This window comes from Halomonas icarae (genome assembly GCF_009901955.1).
Taxonomy (GTDB): domain Bacteria; phylum Pseudomonadota; class Gammaproteobacteria; order Pseudomonadales; family Halomonadaceae; genus Halomonas; species Halomonas icarae.
In genome coordinates, this window is sequence record NZ_WUTS01000001.1 from 221,253 (window position 1) to 243,550 (window position 22,298).

Consider the following 22,298-nt stretch of genomic DNA (forward strand, 5'->3'; position numbering starts at 1 on the left):
GGGATGGCCAGCAGAGTCCGGGACAGGGCAGGGCGGTATATGGGTGCCTGGCTGGTGCTCACCTTCCTGTGCGCACTGGCTCCCGCCGTGCTGGCACAGCCGGTCGAGGAACGGCCCGAGGTGCGGGTGATCATCGATGTGTCGGGCAGCATGCGCGCCAACGACCCGGATCGTCTCAGGGCCAGCGCCCTTGAACTGCTGGTATCGCTGCTGCCCGAGGGCACCTCCGCCGGAGTCTGGACGTTCGGCGAGACGGTGGCGAATCCGCTGCCATCCGGAGAGGTCAATGCCGTCTGGCGACGTCGAGCTCAGGCGCTGGGCCCTGCGCTGGCGGGTGTGCAGCCCTATACCGATATCGAGGCCGCGGTACGCCGCGCCGCGGCGCCAGCGGCCGATGGCTGGCGCCACCTGGTTCTGCTGACCGATGGCGTGATCGACCTGCCCCCAGCGCGAGGCTCCAAGCCCGAGGTGGATGCGGCCTCGCGTCGAGAGCTGCTCGACGAGCTGGCAGTGGAGCTTGCCGATTCCGGGGTGGTCGTGCATGCCATCGCCTTCTCCGATCAGGCCGATATGGCTCTGGTGGAGTCGCTTTCCCGCACTACCGGTGGTTTGCCCGCCCTGGTAGCGTCTCCCGAGAGCCTGCTCGTCGCCTTCCTGGACATCGTCGAACGCATCTTTCCCACCGACCGTGTTCCCTTGGAGGGTGGACGCTTTCATATAGAGCCCGGCATCGAGACCTTCTCGGCGCTTCTCTTCCACGACCCCGATGCCGAGCCGCTGATGCTGTTGGGGCCGGAGGGCAGGGAGTATCGTGCCGACGCGCCACCCCAGGGGTGGCGATGGCAGGTAGAGCCTCGCTTCGACCTGCTGCGGGTTCCCGATCCCATACCCGGCGAGTGGCGCATAGAGGGCGAGGTGACCGAGCAGAGTCGCATCGGCGTTACCTCGGCACTGACCCTGCGTACCGGGGAGTTACCTGCCACGGCCTTCCTGGGCTTCCCAATACCGGTAGAAGCCTGGCTCGAACGCGATGGTATGCCCTACACAGACGAGCTAGAGGGGCTCTCGTTGCGTGCCGACCTCGCCGCTGCCGATGGCGAGGTGTGGGCCACGACCCGGCTTGCCCACGACGGCGAACGCTTTCGTGGCGAGCTGCCAGCCCCTACCTTGCCGGGGGGGGCGCGTCTGGTGATCACGGCCGAGGCCGAGGGGATGGTCCGTCAGCGCAGCCAGGCGATCAACCTGCTGGCCCCACTCGAGGCGAGCCATCAGCCCGAGTCGCGGCGCGTGGTGCTGACCGCTCGCCACCCCGAGCTGGCTCATCATAATACGCGTCCCTGGGCGGAACTGGCCGGGGAGCGCCTCGAGATCGAGCCCCGGGGCGAGCGAAGCTGGATGGTCGCCCTGCCCGAACTGGATGACAGCGTCAGTCGCCCCCTGAAGCTGGGCGCCGAGGTGCGCCTTCAGGCCCAGACCCATGAGCTGCGTCTGCCCCCCCTGATGCTGTTTGCCGAGTCTGCCACCGGCCTCGACCTGGCCAGAGGACGTGGCGAGCTTTCTGCCGAGCGTTTCCACCAGGATCTGGCCGCCGGTCATGGTAGAGACGCTGACCCTGGTGGTGTCGTCGAGCGATTTGTCGGGGCTATCAATCGGGGGGTTGCGTCCGGGGTAGAACATTGGCGCACCAGCTGGCAGCCGCGGCTATCGGGGCTGGCCGCCAGGCCGCTGGTCTGGGCGCTGGCCGGCGGCGCTGTTTTGATAGTGATACTGCTGTTCTTGTTACGCGGTCGTCGCCAGCGGCGGCGTCCTGCCCATCGGGAGGATCCCCATGTGTGAACTGTTGGGCATGAGTGCCAATGTGCCGACCGATATCTGTTTCAGCTTTACCGGTTTTCTGCACCGGGGAGGGGGGACAGGACCGCATCGCGACGGCTGGGGAATCGCCTTCTACGAGGAGGGAGGCTATCGCGACTTTCGTGACCCGCACCCCTCGGTGCGCTCGCCCATCGCACGCCTGATCTGTGATTATCCGATCAAGTCGCATATCGTGATCAGCCATATTCGCCAGGCCAATGTGGGACAGGTGCGGCTCGCCAATACCCATCCGTTTGTCCGCGAGATGTGGGGACAGCCGTGGTGTTATGCCCATAACGGTCAGCTCGAAGGGTGGCAGTCGCTCCCCCTCTCCTTCTATCGCCCGGTAGGGGGTACCGACAGCGAGCACGCCTTCTGCTGGTTGCTGGGCGAGCTGCGCCGCGGTTTCCCTCGGCGTCCCGAGAACGCAGAGCAGCGCCAGGCCTTGTGGCGCTTGCTTCATGAGCTCTGCGAACGGCTCCGGGGGTTGGGGGTATTCAATCTGCTGCTTGCCGATGGTGACTATCTCTACACCTACTGCTCCACCAAGCTGGCCCATATCACCCGGCGTGCCCCCTTTGGCAGTGCGAGCCTGTCGGATGCCGAGCTGACGGTGAATTTCGCCGAACATACCACCAGCCGCGATATTGTCTCGGTGATTGCCACCGAGCCGCTGACCGATAATGAGGCCTGGGAGCGGATGGCGCCCGGTGAGCTGCTGGTGTGGCGAGATGGTCAGATACAGGCCCGTTTTGGCCAACGCGAAGAAGCACGGGACGCGCCAGGTCAAGAATCTAAACAGGGGTTTTAATCAATCGTTTTACAGCGCGGCAGGCACGGTAGTAAGGTAGCCTCGGGATAACAAGAAGCGTCGATGTCATATCGTCGATACTGCGGAGACACGTGATGAGTGAACATGCCCACGCCCCCATTCTCGAAGGCCCCGAGCTCAGCGGCATGGAGGCGTACCGGTCGGTCACCGACATCTTCCACGCGGCGGTGGGCAAATATGCCAAAAAGCCCGCCTTCAGCTGCATGGGGCAGACGCTGAGCTTCGCCGACCTGGAGCGTCTCTCCGGTGACTTCGCGGCCTGGCTGCAGCATGAAACCACCCTGCAGCCAGGTGATCGCATCGCCATTCAGCTTCCCAACCTGCTGCAGTTTCCGGTGGCGGTGTTCGGTGCCATGCGTGCCGGCCTGGTGGTGGTCAACACCAATCCGCTCTATACCGAACGCGAGATGGCCCACCAGTTCAAGGATTCGGGCGCCAAGGCGATCGTGATACTCGCCAACATGGCAGGCAAGCTCGAGAAGATCCTCGATCGTACCGATATCCAGCACGTGGTGGTGACCGAGCTTGCGGATCTGCATGGCTTTCCCAAGCGACCGCTGATCAACCTGGCGGTCAAGCACCTCAAGAAGCTGGTGCCGGCCTATCGGCTTCCCGGCCACACGCCACTGCGCCAGGCCCTCAAGGTGGGAAGCGCCCAACAGCATCGCGAAGTGGAGCGCGAGCTCGATGATGTGGCGGCACTGCAGTACACCGGGGGGACCACGGGCCTGGCCAAGGGCACCATGCTGACCCATCGAAATCTGGTGGCAAACATGATCCAGGCCGGCCAGGCCATCGGCCCGGGTCTCGAACATGGCAATGAGGTGGTGATCGCGCCGCTGCCGGTCTATCACATCTATACCTTTACGGTGAACTGCCTGTTTCTGATGGAGACCGGCAACCACTCGCTGTTGATCACCAATCCGAGGGATCTCCCGGGCTTTGTGAAGGAGCTGCGCAAGGTGCCCTTCACCGCCTTTATCGGTCTCAACACCCTGTTCAATGCCCTGTGCAACCGCGAGGATTTCCGCTCTCTGGACTTCTCTCGCCTGCACCTGACCATCTCCGGGGGCATGGCCCTGACCAGGTCGGTGGCCGAACGCTGGAAGGAGGTCACCGGCTGCGAGATTGCCGAAGGCTATGGGCTGACCGAGACCTCTCCGGTGGTCAGCTTCAACCCCGTCGACGCGATACAGCTGGGGACCATTGGCAAGCCGGTTGCGGGTACTCGGGTCAAGGTGGTGGATGCCGATGGCAATGACCTGGCCTTCGGGGAGCCGGGTGAGCTCTGTGTTCAGGGTCCTCAGGTCATGAAGGGGTACTGGAACCGTGATGACGAGACCGCTCAGGTGATCGATGCACAGGGCTGGTTCCATACCGGGGATATTGCCGTGCTGCAGGAAGATGGCTATATCCGCATCGTCGACCGCAAGAAGGACATGATTCTGGTCTCGGGCTTCAACGTCTATCCCAACGAGATCGAGGACGTGGTGGCACAGCATCCCGATGTGCTGGAGGCGGCGGCGGTGGGGGTGCCCGATGCTGCCAGCGGCGAGACGATCAAGCTGTTCGTGGTGCCCCGTGGCAGCGCCGAGATCGACCCCGAGGCGTTGCGCGCCTGGTGCAAGAAGCAGCTCACCGGCTACAAGGTGCCGCGGGTCGTCGAGGTGCGTGACGAGCTGCCCAAGACCAATGTAGGCAAGGTGCTGCGCCGCCAACTCAGGGACGAGGAGCGGGAGAAGGCCGGCAAGGGCGACTGAGTCCCCGTCATCGATTGGCCGCCGCTGCGGCCGCGGCGTTACAATAGGCCGCCCGCGTCGGAGTCTCCGGCGCGGGCTTTGTTGTCATCCCTTGATACCAGCCCCTAGTTGCCAGTCCTTACCGGAGTCGCCGTGCCCGACGAGACCCCTGCCATCACCTCACAAAGCCTTTCCGATGCCGAGCGACTGCGCCAGTTGCGCCTCGGACTGGATAGCGTGCTGTTGCGCGACCACCCGAACCTGGAAAAGCGCCTCAAGGGACTGTCGCGTCGCCTGAAGGAGGGCAAGCCGGTGGATCGCGGCCTGGCCGAGGTGGAAAAAGCCATGGCGCGCTCTCGCGGCCTGATGGAGCGCCGTACGGCCCGGCCGGTCACGCTCAACTACCCGCCCGAGCTGCCAGTGGTAGAGCATCGCGAGGATATCCTGGCGGCCCTTCGCGACCATCAGGTGGTAGTGGTGGCCGGCGAGACCGGCTCCGGCAAGACCACCCAGCTGCCCAAGCTCTGCCTGGAGCTTGGACTGGGGCGGCGCGGACTGATCGGCCATACCCAGCCACGCCGGCTGGCCGCTCGCTCGGTCGCCACGCGCCTGGCCGAGGAGCTCGAGACACCGTTGGGCGAGCAGGTGGGCTACCAGGTGCGCTTCACCGACCAGAGCGGCGATGACACCCTGGTCAAGCTGATGACCGACGGTATCCTGCTGGCCGAGACACGACACGATCCGGACCTGCGCCGTTACGAGGCGATCATCATCGACGAGGCTCACGAGCGCAGCCTCAATATCGACTTCCTGCTCGGCTATCTGCGCCGGCTGCTGCCGCGGCGCCCCGATCTCAAGGTGATCATCACCTCGGCGACCATCGATGTGGAGCGTTTCGCGGCGCACTTCGCGCTGCCAGGTGCCGAGGGAGAGGCGACACCCGCGCCGGTGGTGGAGGTCTCGGGGCGCACCTACCCGGTCGAGGTGCGCTACCGACCGCTGGTGCGCGAGGCCGATGACGAGGAGGACCGCACCCTGCAGGAGGGGATCCTCCACGCCGTGGAGGAGATCGAGCGTATCGAGCGCGAGAAGGGGTGGCGTCATGGCCCCCGTGATGTGCTGGTCTTTCTGCCCGGTGAGCGCGAAATCCGTGAAACCGCCGACACCCTACGGCGTGCCGATCTGCGTGGCACCGAGGTCCTGCCGCTCTATGCGCGGCTCTCCAATGCCGAACAGAATCGGGTCTTCGCCCCCCATGCCGGTCGACGAATCGTGCTCTCCACCAACGTCGCCGAGACCTCGCTCACCGTGCCGGGCATCCGTTATGTGATCGATCCCGGCCTGGTGCGTATCAGCCGCTACAGCTACCGCTCCAAGATCCAGCGCCTGCCGGTGGAGCCGGTCAGTCAGGCCAGCGCCAATCAGCGCAAGGGGCGCTGCGGGCGTATTGCCGAGGGTGTATGCATTCGCCTCTATGACGAGGAGGACTTCCTCGCTCGTCCCGAGTTTACCGATCCCGAGATCCGGCGTACCAATCTGGCCTCGGTGATCCTCTCGATGTTGTCGCTCAAGCTTGGCAGTATCGAGGCGTTCCCCTTCGTCGACCCGCCGGATGCGCGCTTCATTACCGACGGTTTCAAGCTGCTGTTCGAGCTCGGCGCGGTCGACCAGGAAAGCCGCCTGACCCCCATCGGACGCAAGCTGGCCCGACTGCCCATTGATCCGCGACTGGCGCGCATGGTGCTGGCCGGTGCCGAGCAGGGCGGGCTGCGTGATGTGCTGGTCGTGGTGGCAGGCCTGGCGGTGCAGGACCCCCGTGACCGCCCGGCGGACAAGCGCCAGGCCGCGGACCAGGCTCACCGCCGATGGCAGGATCCCGAGTCCGACTTCATGGCGCTGCTCAACCTCTGGCACGGTTTCGAGGCCGCCCGGGAAGAGCTCTCCGGCAACCGTCTCCGGCGCTGGTGCAAGGAGCGCTACATCAACTACCTGCGCATGCGCGAGTGGCAGGATACCTTCCGGCAGCTGCGTCAGCTGCTGCGCGACATGCAGATCGAGGTGCCGCCACCGGCGCCTCTTCCCGTGGCCGATGAGGGTGAGCCCACGGAGGCCAGCCGTGAGGCGAGACGACAGAGCAGCGTGGCGCTGCATCGCGCGCTGCTGCCGGGGCTGCTCTCCCACCTGGGTTTGCTCACCGAGAATCGCGACTACCTGGGGGCGCGCAATCGCAAGTTCGTGATTCACCCGGGGTCGGGGTTGGCCAAGAAGTCGCCCAAGTGGCTGATGGCCTTCGAGCTGGTGGAGACCACGCGGCTTTTCGCCCGCACCGTGGCGAAGATCGACCCACGCTGGATCGAGCCCGTGGCCGGCCATCTGGTCAAGCGCAGCTACGCCGACCCGCACTGGGAAATGAAGCGGGCCCAGGTGGTCGCCAGCGAGCAGGTCACCCTCTTCGGCCTGCCCATCGTCAGTGGCAGGCGGGTGCACTATGGGCCCATCGCACCGGCCGAGGCCCGGGAGCTGTTTATCCGCCGGGCCCTGGTGGAGGGGGAGTTCAGAACCCGTGGAGAGTTCTTTACCCACAACCGGGCGCTGATCGAGGAGGTCGAGGATCTCGAGGATCGTGCGCGCAAGCGCGATATCCTGGTCGACGAGGAGAGCCTGTTTGCCTTCTACGATGAGCGCATCCCCGCCGAGATCCATCACGGCAAGGGCTTCGAGGCCTGGCGCAGCAAGGCCGAGCGCGATGACCCCGGCATCCTCAAGTTCGACCGGGATGCCCTGCTGGCGCGGGAGGCCAGCGAGGTCACCGCCAGCGACTATCCGGATGTACTCTCGCTCAATGGGGTGCGCTACCCCCTCGACTATCACTTCGAACCTGGAGCGGTGGACGACGGGGTCACCCTCACCGTGCCGGCGGCGATGCTGCCACAGCTGCCGCTGGCACGGCTGGAGTGGCTGGTGCCGGGCATGCTGCGCGAGAAGTGCATCGCCCTGATGAAGTCGCTGCCCAAGTCGGTGCGCCGCCAGGTGGTGCCGATCCCCGACTGGGTCGATGCCGCCCTGGAGGCCATGGTTCCCGATGATACGCCGCTGACCGAGGCGCTGGGCGAGTTCCTGCGCCGCAGAACCGGGGTGCGGGTGCATCCCGATGACTGGCGCCTGGATCAACTCGACCCTCACCTGGTGATGAACCTTCGGGTGGTGGATCACGCCGGTGAGCTCCTGGGGCAGGGGCGCGATGCACGTGAACTGGAGCGGCGCTTCGAGGCGGCCGCGGGGGAGGGCGCCCGGGCCCTGGCACGGCAGGCCAGTGTGGCCGATGACCTGGAAGGCCTGCCCGCGGAGGGGCTTCCCGAGTCTCGGGTGACCACTCAGGCGGGCATTCGTGTCGAGGCCTTTCCGGCGCTGGTGCCCAGGGGGGATGCCTTCGGGGTGGAGCTCTTCGATCATCCCGACAAGGCGCGTCAGGCGCATCGCGATGGCATCGTGACGCTGGCCATGCGCAAACTGCCCCAGATCGTGCGCGAGGTCGAGCGGCTCAAGGGGGTGGAGACCTGTGCGCTGCTGTTTGCCAAGGTGGGCAGCCGTCGTCAGTTCGCCGATGATCTGGTGCGTGCGGTGTTCGCCAGCACCCTGGCGGTGGAGCCGCTGCCGCGCTCTACCGACGACTTCGAGACGCGTCTGGCACAATACCAGGAGGCGCTGCTGCCAGAGGCCAAGCGGCGTCTGGCCATCGTCGAGGATGCCCTGAAGGGCCATCTGGCCGTGACCAAGGCGCTGAAAGGCAACCTGAATCTGGCGCTGGCGCTGGTCTACGCTGATCTCAAGACGCAGATGGCTCGCCTCGTGCACCCCGGTTTTATCAGTGAGGCAGGCGAGTGGCTGCAGGCGTATCCTCGCTATATGGAGGCGGCGCTGATTCGCCTGGAGAAGGCTCCCAAGGAGCGCAATCGTGACCAGATGTATATGCAGCAGGTTCAGGAGCTCGAGGCGCGGCTCTCTGCGCGGCTGGAGAGCGAACGCCGCGGCGGCATGGTGCCGCCCGAGCTTGACGAGTTTCGCTGGTGGATCGAGGAGCTGCGCGTCTCGCTCTTTGCCCAGCAGCTGGGCACCGCCTTCCCCGTATCCGCGAAGCGACTCGAGAGGCGCTGGGCCGAAATTACCGGGCGTGGTTGAGCGTCCCGTCACACTGGGCGCCGCGGTGACCCTGGCGGTCGCGGCCGTCGCAAGGAGAATGGCATGAATCAAGTGGTGATAACCGGCACGGGACTCTATACGCCGGAACACAGCATCGACAACGACGCCCTGGTGGCCTCGTTCAATGCTTGGGTAGACGCCGAGAATGAGCGCCGCCAGCGGGCCGGCAACGAGCAGCGCCTGGCGCACTCGAGCAGTGATTTTATCGTCAAGGCGTCGGGCATTCACAGCCGCCATGTGCTCGATGCAGCGGGCATCCTCGACCCAGAGCGTATGCGCCCCAGGCTGCGCGAGCGTGATAACGACGAGCCCTCGATCCAGTGCGAGATGGGCGCCAGGGCCGCCCGTGAGGCCCTGGAATACGCCGGCGTGGAGGCCGGTGAAATCGATCTGGTCATCGTCGGCTGTTCCAACCTTGAGCGCCCCTATCCGGCGCTGGCGGTGGAGCTACAGGCCGAGCTCGGTGCTGGCGGTTATGCGTTCGACATGAATGTCGCCTGTTCCTCGGCTACCTTCGCCATCGAGACGGCAGCCAACGCCATCCGCGCCGGCAGCGCCAGTCGTGCCCTGGTGGTCAACCCCGAGATCTGTTCGGCGCACCTCAACTTCCGGGATCGCGACAGTCACTTCATCTTCGGTGACGCCTGCACGGCGATCGTGCTGGAACGTGACGACCTGGCCACTGCCACGCAGCGCTTCGAGGTCCTCGGTACTCGTCTGGTGACACGCTTCTCCAATGCGATCCGCAACAATGCCGGCTTCCTGAATCGCGTGACCGATACCGATCCGCTGGCTGAGGACAAGCTGTTTGTGCAGGAAGGGCGGCGAGTCTTCAAGGAGGTGTGTCCCATGGTGGCGACACTGATCCGTGATCATCTGCAGAGTCTTGGCCTTGGAGGCGATGACCTGGCTCGCATGTGGCTGCATCAGGCCAACCGGCATATGAACGATCTGATCGCTCGTCGCGTGCTGGGGCGTGACCCCGACGAGCATGAGGCGCCGGTGATCCTCGACCGCTATGCCAACACGAGCTCGGCAGGCTCGATCATCGCCTTCCATCTGCACCGGGATGACCTGGCCGCCGGCGACAGTGGCGTGATCTGCTCCTTCGGTGCCGGCTACAGCGCCGGCAGCGTGGTGGTTCGGCGCGTCTGATATCAGAAATTTCAGGGAGATATTGATGAGCAATGCCAAGGGGCAGGATAAACGGGTGTGGCGTGGTGTGCTGGTGCTGGCCATTGCCGGGGTATTGGCCGGATGCGCAAGCGGTGGCACGCAGCAGGAGCGTCATCCCGATGACCCCTGGGAAGGCTTCAACCGCAAGATGTTCGCCTTCAATGATGTGCTGGATCGATATGCGCTGAAACCGGTGGCGCGAGCCTATCGCTTCGTCACGCCAGACCCGGTGGAGACTGGAGTGGGTAACGTTTTCTCCAACCTTGGGGAACCGCGTACCGCGCTCAACAGCCTGCTGCAGGGCAAACCGCGTAACGCCAGCGTTGCCACGGCACGTTTCCTGATCAACTCCACCGTGGGGGTAGGGGGGCTTTGGGACGTCGCCAGTCGCCTGGAGGTCACCGGCAGGAAGGAGGACTTCGGCCAGACCCTCGGCGCCTGGGGGTGGGAGGAGTCGCGCTATCTGGTACTGCCGCTGTTCGGCCCGAGCACCGTGCGTGATGCCGGAGGCCAGCCCGTGGACATCTACTCCTACCCGACGACCTACATCGAGGATGATGGCACCCGTCTAGGGCTGACGGCCCTGCGCCTCGTCGATACACGGGCAGGGATACTCGACCAGGAGGCGCTGATCCAGGGGGATCGCTACAGTTTTGTGCGTGATGCCTGGTTGCAGCAGCGTCGTTTCGAGGTCAGTGATGGTGAGCTGGGCGACGATCCCTTTGCCAGCGACGAATTCAACTTCGATGATGGCGATTTCGACGACGCCTTTGCCGACTGAGGCCTGAACATGGAACGTCCCAAGCAGCTGATCGGCGTAATCGACATGCCAGGCCCGGCACGCGATGCGCTGGCAGAAACCATCGCCCGGGATGGTCTGGCGGTAGTGGCCGTCGCCGACAGTGAGGCTCTGCCTCCTGAAGTGGCGCTGGTGGTGGCCCATGTGCGGGCGGTACCGGCGGCCGACTGGCCAGCGTTATGCGAGAGCCTGCCAACCCTGGTGGTCAGCGATAATCGTGATGCTTCCGATCTGCTCTCGGCGGTGGATGCGGGACTCGTGGATTATATCGTCGAGCCTTGTCGGCACGGTCAGCTGCTGCGACGCATGATCCGCAAGGCGATTCGGCTGCATGAGCTCGAAGAAGCGCGCCGCCGCGACAAGCTGCGCCTGGAAGAGCTCAACGAGACCCTCGAGACACACCTGGCGATGTTGCGTCTCGACCAGCAGGCCGGCGGCCAGATCCAGCGCAAGCTGCTGCCGCCCAGGCCCCAGTCCCTGGGTGGTATCACCTGTGACTACTGGTTTGCCCCCTACCTCTACCTCTCGGGAGATTTCCTCGACTTCCATCTTCTCGATGAGCGCTATCTGTTGTTCTACTTTGCCGATGTATCGGGGCATGGGGCGTCATCGGCCTTCGTTACGGTACTGCTCAAGTACCTGGCCAATCGCTGGCAGGCCGAGTGGGATGGCGAGCATCCCGAGGCATTACCGGCACGCTGGCTGGAGGGTCTCAACCAGGAGTTGCTGGAGACCGGCATCGGCAAGCACGCCACCCTGTTTGTGGGTATCATTGACCTCGAGCGTCGCTATCTGCACTATTCGCTGGGCGCGCAACTGCCTATGCCGATGTTAATGACGGACGGCAAGGTGACCACTCTGGCGGGCGAAGGCATGCCGGTCGGGCTCTTTCCGGGCGCCGATTACCCGACCCTGGGCTGTTCGCTACCGGAAAGGTTTCACCTGTGGCTGTGTTCGGATGGCGTCCTGGAGTGCCTGCCGGGTGATACCCTCGAGGCGCGACTTGTGGAGCTCGAGCGGCAGATTCAGGCCAGCGCGACACTGGCGGACCTCACGGCCAATCTGGCCCTGGACACCGCGCCGGGTGACAAGGCGTTGCCCGACGACCTGACGATCATGATGTTGAGCGGATTTGGCCATGCTGATTCATGAAGGGCGTATCAAGGCGGCATTCGATGCCGGGGTATTCGTCCTCAAGCTTTGCGGCGACGTACGGCTGACACTCTGTGCCACCCTAGACCGTCAGGCCCAGCAGCTGGCGAGCACTCCAGGGCTCGAGTCGTTGATCATCGACCTGCGTGATGCCAGCAACGTGGACTCCACCGCGCTGGGCTTTCTGGCCAAGGTGGCCATGGCCGTCCAGGGGCGGCTGGCGGAGCGCCCCACCATCGTGGTCGACAATCCTGACGTTCAGCGCATGCTGGATGTGATGGGCTTCTCGCGTTTCTTCACCATGGTGGAGTCGCCCATCACCGAGGTCTGTGAGCTCTGTGATCTGCCCGAGATCCCCATCGATGTCGAGGAGACACGACGCCGGATCCTCGAGGCGCATCGCATCCTGATGCGCATGAACGAACACAACCGCGAGGAGTTCCAGCCCCTCGTGGAGATGCTCGAGGCTCAGGAAGACGCCTCCCGCCAGCAGTGAGGGGGAGGCCTCGGTAGGCTAGCCCCTTCTTAGCTCACTCAGCAGGCTTTCCAGCTTGCGCTGGTCCTCCATGAACTTGCGAATTCCCTCGGCCAGCTTCTCGGTGGCCATGGCATCCTCGTTGAATGCCCAGCGAAACTCGGCTTCGTCCAGCGGCTCGGGGGGACGGGTCTCGGCCCCCTGGGGCGTCAGCCGTCGCTCGAGAGGGCCGCGGGTCTCGGCAAGCTCGGCGAGCAGGGCCGGGGAGATGGTCAGGCGGTCGCAGCCGGCGAGGGCGAGAATCTCGCCGCTGTTGCGGAAGCTGGCGCCCATCACGATGGTCTGGTAGCCGTGGCCCTTGTAGTGCTCATAGATGCGTTTCACCGAGCGAACGCCGGGATCGTTGTCGCCGCTGAAGTCGGCCTCCGGCTGCTGTGCCTTGTGCCAGTCCAGGATGCGCCCCACGAAGGGGGAAATCAGGGTGACGCCCGCGTCGGCGCAGGCCTGGGCCTGGGTGAAGCTGAACAGCAGCGTGAGGTTGGTATGGATGCCCTCACGCTCGAGCTGACGTGCGGCGCGGATGCCCTCCCAGGTGGCGGCGACCTTGATCAGGATGCGTTCGGGACCCACGCCATGGCGAGCGTAGCGTTCGATCAGCGAGTGGGCTCGCGCCAGGGTGGCGTCGGTATCGAAGGAGAGGCGAGCGCTCACCTCGGTGGACACATAGCCAGGCACCAGTTCGCTGATCTCGCTGCCGATCTCCACCGCCACCGCGTCCAGGGCGTCATCGAGATCGATGGCCGAACGGGCGATCTCGCCGAGACGCTGGCGGCGCGCCTCCTGTTGGGCCGCCTGCAGGATCAGCGAGGGGTTGGTGGTGGCATCGCTGGGTTGGAAGCGGCGGATGGCCTCGATGTCGCCGGTGTCGGCGACTACCGTGGTCATGTCCTTGAGTTGTGATAGCAGATCGTCGGCCATTGTGTGCTCCTCCATGAAGTGGACTCCCACTCTAGCAAGCTAGCCGGAGAGCGAACAGATCCGGCAAGTCGCGACGTTATCGGTTATTATTTGCAGGCTATTTAACTTCCACACGCTATCCGCAAGGAGCAGCCTTGACGCTCAACGCCCGCCGCCTGGCACTGCTGGTTGCGGCCAATACCGCGCTTGCACCCTTCGCCATCGATGCCTACCTGCCGGCAATGGCCGCCCTGGCGGAGGGTATCGGCGCCAGCATTCATCATACCGAGCTGTCGCTGTCGGCCTTTCTGGCCGGTTTTGCCCTGGGCCAACTGATCTTCGGCCCTGTCTCCGATCGAATAGGCCGCAAGCCGGTGCTGCTCGGTGGGCTGGTGGTGTTTCTGCTAGCCAGCCTGGTGATTACCACCGTGGGATCGCTGCCTGAACTGCTGGCGTGGCGCTTCGTCCAGGCCCTGGGCGGTGGCGCTACCGTGGTCAACTCGGCCGCCATCGTGCGCGACTGCTTCCAGGGCCGTGAAGCAGCCAAGGTGATGTCGACCATGGCCATCATCATGCTGATGGCGCCTCTCGCGGCACCGGTGGTGGGCAGTGCGTTGCTCTACCTGGGCGACTGGTGGTTGATCTTCGTGTTCCTGGCTGTCTACGCGAGCTTCCTGATGTGGCTGCTCGGTACGCGCCTTCCCGAGACTCGCGCCCCCGGGCGCTTCGCAACCACGCCACGGCAGGTGCTGGGCAACTACGTGTCGGTGCTGCGCGACCGCCGGGCCATGGGCTTCATCGCCGCCGCGTCGATGACATTCGCCGGTCTGTTTGCCTTCGTCACCGCCTCGCCGTTTCTCTATCTGGAGCATTTCGGCCTGACGCCCTCGCTCTATCCGCTGGTGTTCGGCGTCAATGTGGTGATCATGGTGGCCGCCAACCGTCTCAACATTCGCCTGCTGAGGTGGTATACGCCGCTGCAGAACTTGCGCCTGGGGCTGGGGATTCAGCTGGTGGCGGGTCTTGGGCTGGCGCTGCTGGTGGCCACCGGACTGGAGTCGCTGGCCACCATGGTGCCGCTGATCATGCTGTTTGCCGGCACCATCGGTCTGGTGGCGCCCAACGCCATCACTTCGCTGCTCGATCGCTTCCCGCATATGAGTGCCACGGCGGCAGCCCTGCAGGGCAGCATTCAGTTCTCCTGCGGTGCCCTGGCTGGGGTTCTGGTCGGAGCCTTCGAGATCGACAGTGCCTGGCCCATGGTGGGCACCATGCTCGGGGCGACGCTGCTGGCGAACCTGGGTATTCGAGTGCTGGCAGGCACGGCAGAGCCGGAGCAGCGGGCTCATGGCTGAGTCGCTGCTGCCGAGCGGGTTCGAGATGAACGGCGCGACCTGGTTGGGCTGTGCCCTGGTGCTGGCGCTGGGGGCCTTCGTGCAGCGTGCCACGGGGTTCGGCCTGGCGGTGGTGGGGGCGCCTCTGCTGCTGTTGCTGGAGCCGCGTTTAGTGCCGGTAGTGCTGGTGCTGTTCGGCTTTACCGTCTCGCTGTTGACCCTGCGCCATTATTTCCATGAGGTACGCCTTGGCGAGATCGGTGCGGCCCTGGTGGGGCGGCTGCCCGGCAACGGGTTGGGTGCCTGGCTGCTGCTGGCCGCCCCGATGGCAGTACTGGAAAAGCTGATCGCCGGCAGCGTGCTGTTTGCCGTCGCGGTGACCCTGTTTCGCCTGCGCTTGCCGGTCAATCGCGGCACGCTGTTCGGCGCCGGCGTGCTGTCCGGCCTCTTTGGTACGGTCGCGGCCATCGGTGGGCCACCGATGGTGCTGCTGCTGCATGGCCTCTCACCGGATCGTCTGCGCGGGACACTCTCGGCCTTCTTCGTGGTGACCTCGCTGATGACCCTGGCCACCCTGGGTCTGGTCGGCAGGGTTGATGTCTGGCATCTGGGCATGGCGGTGAGTTTCGTGCCGGCGGTGCTGTTCGGGACCTGGCTGGCCAATCGCGTCGCCCATCGCGTCGATCGTCGCCTGCTGCAGGGCGCCTCGTTGGCGCTCTGTACCCTGGCGGCGCTGGGCCTGCTGCTCTAGCGAGGAACTTCTAGCGAGAGCCCTGGGGTGCACTGGTTCTCTGATGGGCCTAGTGATGTCATAAAGCTGTCATCTGTGTGGGGCAAGGTGTGTGTCGCGAAGGTTGCACACCGTACCCATCAGGAGATCGCTCCATGAACCGCATCCTCACCAGCCGCACATTCAAGACCACGGCGATTGCCGCCGCCGTCATGGGCATGGCCACCGTGGCCCATGCTCGTGACCAGATTCGCATCGTCGGTTCCAGCACCGTCTATCCGTTCGCCAGCTACGTGACCGAGGAGTTCGGCGCGGTGACCGAGTACCCTACACCGGTCATCGAGTCCACCGGCTCCGGCGGCGGCATTCGTCTGTTCTGCAATGGCGTGGGTGAGGGGACACCGGATATCTCCAATGCCTCGCGTCGCATCAAGGCCGCCGAGCTCGAGCGCTGCATCGAGAATGGCGTGACCGATGTGACCGAAGTCAAGATCGGCTCGGACGGCATCGTCTTCGCCCAGTCCAGTACCAACGAGAGTGTCGATCTGACTCTGGAGCAGCTGTTCCTGGCCGTCGCCGCCAAGGTGCCCGGACAGGGTGACAAGCAGGGCGAGCTGATCGACAACCCCTACCAGAAGTGGAGCGATATCGATGCCTCCCTGCCGGAGCGCGAGATCTCCATCTACGGCCCGCCGAGCACCTCCGGTACCCGTGATGCCTTCGAGGAGCTGGTCATGGAAGCCGTCTCCGAAGAGATCGATGGCTATGGCGGCGAGGGCTATACCGATATCCGTGCCGATGGCGCCTATATCGATGCCGGCGAGAACGACAACCTGATCGTTCAGCGCCTCACCGAGGACACCGACGCCTTCGGCATCTTCGGCTACTCCTTCCTGGTCGAGAATCCCAACGCCCTGATCGCCGCGGATATTGACGGTGTCGAGGCCGAGTCCGAGGCGATCAGCGCCGGCGACTACCCCATCGCGCGCTCACTGTTCTTCTACGTCAAGAACCAGCACGCCGACGCCGTGCCTCCGCTGTATGAGTACGTCGACATGTTCGTCTCCGAGATGATGATCGGTGAGGAAGGCTATCTGGGTGATTTGGGTCTGATCCCGCTGCCCGAGGGGGAGCGCGAGCAGACCCGCGAGAAGGTCGCCAACCGTGCCGCACTGCAGGTCGCCGATCTGTAAGGGAGCAGGACTCGGGCAAGGATGCCTGACCCGGCCGGCAGTCCTGGCTGCCGGCCGCTGCACCTTCCGACAGCCCGACTGTCGATGAACGCCATCGAGAGATCCCTATGCAGACCGATCAACTTCTTTCCCTGTTCGGCGGCGTGCTGCTGCTGCTGGGTCTGATCGCCTTCTTCCTGGGGCGTGCCAAGGCCGCGCGGGTGCGCGCCGGTGGCTCGACCATGCATGCACAGCCTGACCAGTATGCCTGGTTTGCGGTACTCGCCACCGCCGGCCCGGCCATCGTCGTAAGCGCGGTGGGGGCCTTCCTGTTGCTGTTGCTGGAGGTCGAGATTCCCCAGCTCGGCCTGCTGGCCGGCAGCCTGGCGGTGGCCGCCATCGGGCTGGGGGTGGGGATGCGCCAGGTAAGGCCCGACTTCCATGCTCGCAAGGCGATCGAACGGGTGATTCGTGGCGCGCTGCTCACCGCGGCCCTGATCTCCATCCTGACCACCTTCGGCATCCTGATCTCCATTGTCTTCGAGGCCCTGCGCTTCTTCCAGATGCACAGCTTCTGGGAGTTCATCACCGGCACGGTCTGGAATCCCGGGGCGAGCTTCCTGGCCGCCGCCGGACGCGCCGAGGAGGGCGCCAGCGCTGCCCAGTTCGGCTCGCTGCCGCTATTCGCCGGCACCTTCATGATTACCGCCATCGCCATGCTGGTCGCCATTCCTGTCGGTCTGCTGGCGGCGATCTACATGGCCGAGTTCGCCCCCAGGGGGGTGCGTACCCTGGCCAAGCCGACCCTGGAGGTGCTGGCCGGCATTCCCACCGTGGTCTACGGCTTCTTCGCTGCCATCACCGTGGCGCCGATCATCGTCTCCATCGCCAATGCCTTCGGCCTGGACGCCGCCTTCAACAACGCCGTGGCGCCGGGGATCGTGATGGGCATCATGATCATTCCCTTTATCTCATCGCTCTCCGACGACGTGATCAATTCGGTACCCGACAGCATGCGCCAGGGGGCACTGGCGCTGGGCATGACCAAGGGCGAGACCATTCGTGACGTGGTCATCCCCGCGGCGCTGCCTGGGATCATCTCCGCCTCGCTGCTGGCGGTCTCCCGGGCGCTGGGCGAGACCATGATCGTGGTGATGGCGGCGGGCATGCGCCCTAACCTTACCGCCAACCCCTTCGAGGACATGACCACGGTGACGGTACGCATCGTCGCCGCGCTGACCGGTGACCTGGAGTTCGAGAGCGCCGAGACCCTCTCGGCCTTCGCCCTGGGGCTGGTGCTATTCGCCGTCACCCTGAGCCTGAATCTGGTGTCGGTGCTGATGATCCGTCGCTTCCGCGAGAAGTATCGCGTCAACAACCTGTAACGCCGAGGAATCGCCGAGATGAGTCAAACCTTCGACGAGATCAGCGCCCAGTTGCGCCGCCGCCATCGACGCTCGGCGCGGCTCAAGTGGGTCTCCATGGGCGCCCTGGGGCTGGCCGGCCTGTTCCTCCTGTGGTTCTTCTCCGACATGCTGGGCAAGGGGCTGCCGGCCTTTCAGCAGGCGCAGATCCAGGTGGAGATCGACTACAACGAGGATGCCGCCCGCATGGGGCGGGCCGCCCTCGACCGTGACCTGTCACGCCTGGTGAGCCGCACCTTCGAGCGCATGATACCCGTGCAGATGCGCGAGAATCCCGAGCTGCTGGGCAGTAAGGAGACACGCTGGGTGCTGGCCGACAGCGAGGTCGACCAGTACCTCAAGGGGCACCGTCACAAGCTCAACGACGCCCAGCGGGCCCTGGTCGACGAGCTGGAGGCCGAGGGGCGGGTCGAGCTGCGCTTCAATACCACCTTCTTCACCACCGGCGACTCCAAGATGCCGGAGGCCTCGGGCATCCTTTCCGCCGCGGTCGGCACCATCATGACCATGCTGGTGACCCTGGCCATCGCTTTCCCCATTGGGGTGATGACGGCGGTCTACCTGGAGGAGTTCGCCCCGGACAACCGCTTCACCCAGGCCATCGAGATCAATATCAACAACCTGGCGGCAATCCCCTCGATCCTGTTCGGTCTGCTGGGCCTGGCGATCTTCATCAACTTCTTCGGGGTGCCGCGCTCCTCGCCGCTGGTGGGCGGCATGACGCTGGCGCTGATGACCCTGCCGGTGATCATCATCGCCACCCGCACGGCGCTGCGTAGTGTGCCGGACGCCATCCGCCACGCCGCCTTCGGGGTTGGCTGTTCGCGCTGGCAGGTGGTGCGCGACCATGTGCTGCCGCTGGCCATGCCCGGCATCATGACCGGCTCGATCATCGGCCTGGCCCAGGCCATGGGCGAGACCGCGCCGCTGATCATCGTCGGCATGGTGGCCTTCATTCCCGACGTCTCGGCCTCCCTGACCGAGGCTGCCACCGTGCTGCCGGCGCAGGTCTTCACCTGGGCGGGGGAGCCCGAGAAGGCGTTCGTCGAGAAGACCGCGGGCGGCATCCTGGTCCTGCTGGCGATCCTGATCTTCCTCAACGCCACCGCCGTCATCCTGCGCAAGAAATTCGAGCGTCGCTGGTAAGCCCGCGCGCCATGGAGAACTCCGACATGAACATCCAAGCCGTTTCTCGTCACACCGGGGGTAGCGTCCCCGAGGTGGGTCAGCCCCATACCCGCAATGAGACCGCCTGTCACGACCTGAGCATCCGCGTGCGCGATCTCAGCCTCTGGTACGGCGACAGCCAGGCGCTCAAGGGGCTCGATATCGACCTCTTCCAGAAGAACATCACCGCGCTGATCGGGCCCTCCGGTTGCGGCAAGTCGACCTTCCTGCGCTGCCTCAACCGCATGAACGACCTGATCCCCGGTGTGCGCATCGAGGGTCTGGTGGAGATGGATGGGCGTGACGTCAACCAGGTGAAGATGGACGAGGTGGCGCTACGTCGCCGGGTGGGTATGGTCTTCCAGAAGCCCAATCCCTTCCCCAAGTCGATCTACGAGAACATCGCCTATGCTCCGCGCATGCACGATCTGGTCAGCCGCAAGCCGGAGCAGGACGAACTGGTGGAGAAGGCACTGCGCGATGCCGGCCTGTGGGAGGAGGTCAAGGACAAGCTGCATCAGCCCGGCACCTCGCTCTCCGGCGGCCAGCAGCAGCGCCTGTGCATCGCTCGAGCCATCGCCGTGCAGCCCGACGTGATCCTGATGGATGAGCCCACCTCGGCACTGGACCCGATCTCCACCGCCACCATCGAGGACCTGATGGATCGCCTCAAGAAGCAGTTCACCATCATCACGGTGACCCATAACATGCAGCAGGCGGCACGCGTGGCGGACTACACCGCCTTCTTCCACCTTGGCGAGATCATCGAGTACAACGATACCAACACGATGTTCGCCAATCCGGCCACCAGGAAGGCCGAGGACTACATAACCGGCCGCTATGGCTGAGGGACGTCAGAGGCTGGATCTCGGAGATTGAGCGGCATCACGGGGAGGCTTTGGCCTCCCCGTCGTCGTTTGTACGTGTCATGCAATTGACATCGCGGCGGTTTATATATGGAATTCCAGATATTATTATCTGTCCAGGGGAGACAACCATGAGCTTATCCATCGGCATCAACGGTTTCGGGCGCATCGGTCGGCTGGTACTGCGCAGCCTCTGGCCTCGCGTCGAGGCTGGCGAGGTTGCGATCACTCGCATCAACGATCCGGGCGGCGATGCCGCTACCTTCGCCCATCTGCTGGAGTTCGACTCGGTCCATGGTCAGTGGTCGCCGGGGCAGGGGATTCAGGCGGAATCCGAGGCGCTGGTGATCGACGGCCGACGGATTACCTTCGGTGCCAGCAAGACGCCGGAAGAGAGTGACTGGTCGAGCTGTCGGGTGGCCATCGAGTGCTCCGGCAAGATGAAGACCACCGGCCAGCTCCAGGCCTATCTGGATCAGGGCGTCGAGCGTGTGGTGGTCAGCGCGCCGGTGAAGGCGGAGGGTGTCCTCAATGTGGTGGTTGGCGTCAATGATCACCAGTACGACCCCGACCTTCATCGGATCGTCACCGCGGCGAGCTGCACCACCAACTGCCTGGCGCCGGTGGTCAAGGTGGTCCACGAGACCTTCGGTATCCGCCATGGCTCGATGACCACGGTGCACGACATCACCAACACCCAGACCATCCTCGACGCCCCCAGCTCCCCCAGCAAGCCTGACCTGCGTCGTTCCCGCGCCTGCGGCATGAGCCTGATCCCCACTACCACCGGCTCCGCCAAGGCGATCACCGCCATCTTCCCGGAACTCGAGGGCAAGCTGAATGGCCATGCCATTCGCGTGCCGCTGGCCAATGCCTCGCTCACCGATATGGTCTTCGAGCTGGAACGAGAGGTTACCGCCGAGGAGGTCAATGCCGCACTGAAAGCCGCCGCCGAAGGTGAGCTTGCCGGCGTCCTCGGCTATGAGACGCGCCCGCTGGTCTCCATCGATTACCGCACCGACCCACGCAGCTCGATCATCGATGCGCTCTCGACCATGGTCATCAACGGTACCCAGCTCAAGCTCTACGCCTGGTACGACAACGAGTGGGGCTACGCCAATCGCACCGCCGAGCTGGCCCTGAAAGTGGGAAAGGAGTCGGTGGGCCATGTCTGAGGCGGGCGGTATCGCCGGGCGCATCAGGACGCTGCCCTTCGAGGTGCGCCAGTATCTGTTGATCACCGGCAACTACTGGGCCTTCACCCTGACCGACGGCGCGCTGCGCATGCTGGTGGTGCTGCACTTCCACCAGCTGGGCTACTCGCCACTCGAGGTGGCCATGCTGTTCCTCTTCTACGAGGCCTTCGGGGTGGTCACCAATCTGGTGGGTGGCTGGCTGGGTGCGCGCCTGGGCCTCAACCGCACCATGAACTTGGGACTAGGGCTGCAGATCGTAGCGCTCGCCATGCTGATGGTGCCGGCCACGGCGCTGACCGTGCCCTGGGTGATGGCCGCCCAGGCTCTGTCGGGAGTCGCCAAGGATCTCAACAAGATGAGCGCCAAGAGTGCGGTGAGGGTGCTGGTGCCCAAGAACAGCCCCAGTGCCGGCTCCGCGCTCTATCGCTGGGTGGCGATCCTGACCGGCTCCAAGAACGCGCTCAAGGGGGCCGGGTTCTTCCTCGGCGGTATGCTGCTGTCCGTCGTCGGCTTCCGTGGGGCGGTCATCGTCATGGCGGCCATGCTCATTGCCGTGTTGGCGCTGTCCCTGCTGAGGCTCAAGGCCGACCTGGGGCGCCAGAATCGCAAGCCGAAGTTCCGCGAGGTGTTCTCTTCCTCAAGGGCCGTCAATGTGCTCTCGGCGGCCCGGCTCTGCCTGTTTGCCTCCCGGGATGTCTGGTTCGTGGTGGCGCTGCCAGTGTTTCTCTATGACCAGCATGGCTGGAGCCACTGGACGGTGGGCGGGCTGCTGGCGATATGGGTCATCGGCTATGGCGGGGTTCAGACCCAGGCGCCGCGGCTGACCGGCCTGGTCAAGGGCGAGGCGCGAGGCGTTACGGTCTTCTGGGCTCTCGCCCTGGCCGGACTGCCGGCCCTGCTGGCGCTGTTGCCACTGGCCGAGGTGGGTTGGCTGGTGGCGGGCCTGCTGGCCTTCGGCGTGCTGTTCGCCGTGAACTCCAGCTGGCACAGCTACTTGATCGTCCACTATGCGCGCGCCGATGGCGTCTCCATGGACGTGGGCTTCTACTACATGGCCAATGCCATGGGGCGACTCGCCGGCACCCTGCTCTCCGGTTGGGTCTATCAGGCCTTTGGGCTTGCGGCATGTCTGTGGATCTCGTCGGCCCTGGTGGTGGCCAGCTCCCTGATGGCTCTGGCCCTGCCCAGGGGAGCGCGAGCCTGAACTTGGCTCGGGCCTTGGCGT

General features: G+C 64.8%; 17 protein-coding genes. 16 read left to right on the plus strand and 1 reads right to left on the minus strand.

Annotation, left to right across the window (positions count from 1 at the left end; translation table 11 throughout):
• Nucleotides 1-3 precede the first annotated feature (3 nt).
• From GRB80_RS01080 to GRB80_RS01115, 8 genes are all read left to right on the plus strand, one after another.
• Nucleotides 4-1,836, plus strand: coding sequence for a VWA domain-containing protein (locus tag GRB80_RS01080; RefSeq protein WP_161422245.1), 1,833 nt, complete (start codon nt 4-6; stop codon nt 1,834-1,836).
• Nucleotides 1,829-2,665: a class II glutamine amidotransferase gene (locus tag GRB80_RS01085; protein WP_132041449.1), complete on the plus strand. Its 837-nt coding sequence runs from the start codon at nt 1,829-1,831 to the stop codon at nt 2,663-2,665. Before GRB80_RS01080 ends, GRB80_RS01085 begins: the two co-directional genes overlap by 8 nt.
• A gap of 95 nt (nt 2,666-2,760) precedes the next feature.
• Nucleotides 2,761-4,446 (plus strand): AMP-binding protein, encoded by a 1,686-nt coding sequence (locus tag GRB80_RS01090; protein WP_161422246.1) that lies wholly within the window; start codon nt 2,761-2,763, stop codon nt 4,444-4,446.
• Between the two features lie 153 nt (nt 4,447-4,599).
• Nucleotides 4,600-8,604, plus strand: a complete 4,005-nt coding sequence (gene hrpA, locus GRB80_RS01095; protein WP_161424192.1) for an ATP-dependent RNA helicase HrpA — start codon at nt 4,600-4,602, stop codon at nt 8,602-8,604.
• 63 nt (nt 8,605-8,667) lie between these two features.
• The gene (locus tag GRB80_RS01100) at nt 8,668-9,780 is read left to right on the plus strand and encodes a beta-ketoacyl-ACP synthase III (RefSeq protein ID WP_161422247.1); all 1,113 of its coding nucleotides are present in this window, start codon (nt 8,668-8,670) and stop codon (nt 9,778-9,780) included.
• Between the two features lie 25 nt (nt 9,781-9,805).
• Nucleotides 9,806-10,582 (plus strand): MlaA family lipoprotein, encoded by a 777-nt coding sequence (locus GRB80_RS01105; protein ID WP_161422248.1) that lies wholly within the window; start codon nt 9,806-9,808, stop codon nt 10,580-10,582.
• 9 nt (nt 10,583-10,591) lie between these two features.
• Entirely contained in the window at nt 10,592-11,752 is a 1,161-nt protein-coding gene (locus GRB80_RS01110) for a PP2C family protein-serine/threonine phosphatase (protein WP_132041453.1), read from the plus strand.
• On the plus strand, nt 11,739-12,248 hold the full coding sequence (locus GRB80_RS01115) for an STAS domain-containing protein (protein ID WP_132041454.1): 510 nt from the start codon (nt 11,739-11,741) through the stop codon (nt 12,246-12,248). Before GRB80_RS01110 ends, GRB80_RS01115 begins: the two co-directional genes overlap by 14 nt.
• A gap of 18 nt (nt 12,249-12,266) precedes the next feature.
• Here the strand turns inward: GRB80_RS01115 and tal are convergent, their stop codons facing one another.
• On the minus strand, nt 12,267-13,205 hold the full coding sequence (tal, locus tag GRB80_RS01120; RefSeq protein WP_161422249.1) for a transaldolase: 939 nt from the start codon (nt 13,203-13,205) through the stop codon (nt 12,267-12,269).
• A gap of 134 nt (nt 13,206-13,339) precedes the next feature.
• Here tal and GRB80_RS01125 point away from each other — a divergent pair, with 134 nt between their 5' ends.
• The 8 genes from GRB80_RS01125 to arsJ all read left to right on the plus strand — a co-directional run bounded on the left by GRB80_RS01125 (nt 13,340) and on the right by arsJ (nt 22,277).
• Entirely contained in the window at nt 13,340-14,539 is a 1,200-nt protein-coding gene (locus tag GRB80_RS01125) for a Bcr/CflA family multidrug efflux MFS transporter (RefSeq protein ID WP_161422250.1), read from the plus strand.
• The gene (locus GRB80_RS01130) at nt 14,532-15,269 is read left to right on the plus strand and encodes a sulfite exporter TauE/SafE family protein (RefSeq protein WP_161422251.1); all 738 of its coding nucleotides are present in this window, start codon (nt 14,532-14,534) and stop codon (nt 15,267-15,269) included. Before GRB80_RS01125 ends, GRB80_RS01130 begins: the two co-directional genes overlap by 8 nt.
• Before the next feature lie 134 nt (nt 15,270-15,403).
• A complete protein-coding gene (locus tag GRB80_RS01135) occupies nt 15,404-16,441 on the plus strand; it encodes a substrate-binding domain-containing protein (RefSeq protein ID WP_161422252.1) in 1,038 nt (345 codons plus the stop codon).
• 107 nt (nt 16,442-16,548) lie between these two features.
• Nucleotides 16,549-17,805, plus strand: coding sequence for a phosphate ABC transporter permease subunit PstC (gene pstC, locus GRB80_RS01140; protein WP_132041458.1), 1,257 nt, complete (start codon nt 16,549-16,551; stop codon nt 17,803-17,805).
• A gap of 18 nt (nt 17,806-17,823) precedes the next feature.
• Complete coding sequence (gene pstA, locus GRB80_RS01145) at nt 17,824-18,990, plus strand: phosphate ABC transporter permease PstA (protein WP_161422253.1); 1,167 nt, start codon at nt 17,824-17,826, stop codon at nt 18,988-18,990.
• Between the two features lie 26 nt (nt 18,991-19,016).
• Nucleotides 19,017-19,859, plus strand: coding sequence for a phosphate ABC transporter ATP-binding protein PstB (pstB, locus tag GRB80_RS01150; protein WP_161422254.1), 843 nt, complete (start codon nt 19,017-19,019; stop codon nt 19,857-19,859).
• 149 nt (nt 19,860-20,008) lie between these two features.
• Nucleotides 20,009-21,052, plus strand: a complete 1,044-nt coding sequence (locus tag GRB80_RS01155; protein WP_161422255.1) for an ArsJ-associated glyceraldehyde-3-phosphate dehydrogenase — start codon at nt 20,009-20,011, stop codon at nt 21,050-21,052.
• A complete protein-coding gene (gene arsJ, locus GRB80_RS01160) occupies nt 21,045-22,277 on the plus strand; it encodes an organoarsenical effux MFS transporter ArsJ (RefSeq protein ID WP_161422256.1) in 1,233 nt (410 codons plus the stop codon). Before GRB80_RS01155 ends, arsJ begins: the two co-directional genes overlap by 8 nt.
• Nucleotides 22,278-22,298: the final 21 nt, after the last annotated feature.

Bases quoted from the DNA above. Each gene is read 5' to 3' on its own strand.
- GRB80_RS01105 (WP_161422248.1), top strand. From the start codon at position 9,806: ATGAGCAATGCCAAGGGGCAGGATAAACGGGTGTGGCGTGGTGTGCTG.
- arsJ (WP_161422256.1), top strand. From the start codon at position 21,045: ATGTCTGAGGCGGGCGGTATCGCCGGGCGCATCAGGACGCTGCCCTTC.
- pstC (WP_132041458.1), top strand. From the start codon at position 16,549: ATGCAGACCGATCAACTTCTTTCCCTGTTCGGCGGCGTGCTGCTGCTG.
- GRB80_RS01085 (WP_132041449.1), top strand. From the start codon at position 1,829: ATGTGTGAACTGTTGGGCATGAGTGCCAATGTGCCGACCGATATCTGT.
- GRB80_RS01130 (WP_161422251.1), top strand. From the start codon at position 14,532: ATGGCTGAGTCGCTGCTGCCGAGCGGGTTCGAGATGAACGGCGCGACC.
- GRB80_RS01100 (WP_161422247.1), top strand. From the start codon at position 8,668: ATGAATCAAGTGGTGATAACCGGCACGGGACTCTATACGCCGGAACAC.
- GRB80_RS01115 (WP_132041454.1), top strand. From the start codon at position 11,739: ATGCTGATTCATGAAGGGCGTATCAAGGCGGCATTCGATGCCGGGGTA.
- GRB80_RS01080 (WP_161422245.1), top strand. From the start codon at position 4: ATGGCCAGCAGAGTCCGGGACAGGGCAGGGCGGTATATGGGTGCCTGG.
- pstB (WP_161422254.1), top strand. From the start codon at position 19,017: ATGAACATCCAAGCCGTTTCTCGTCACACCGGGGGTAGCGTCCCCGAG.
- GRB80_RS01155 (WP_161422255.1), top strand. From the start codon at position 20,009: ATGAGCTTATCCATCGGCATCAACGGTTTCGGGCGCATCGGTCGGCTG.
- GRB80_RS01135 (WP_161422252.1), top strand. From the start codon at position 15,404: ATGAACCGCATCCTCACCAGCCGCACATTCAAGACCACGGCGATTGCC.
- GRB80_RS01090 (WP_161422246.1), top strand. From the start codon at position 2,761: ATGAGTGAACATGCCCACGCCCCCATTCTCGAAGGCCCCGAGCTCAGC.
- pstA (WP_161422253.1), top strand. From the start codon at position 17,824: ATGAGTCAAACCTTCGACGAGATCAGCGCCCAGTTGCGCCGCCGCCAT.
- tal (WP_161422249.1), bottom strand. From the start codon at position 13,205: ATGGCCGACGATCTGCTATCACAACTCAAGGACATGACCACGGTAGTC.
- GRB80_RS01110 (WP_132041453.1), top strand. From the start codon at position 10,592: ATGGAACGTCCCAAGCAGCTGATCGGCGTAATCGACATGCCAGGCCCG.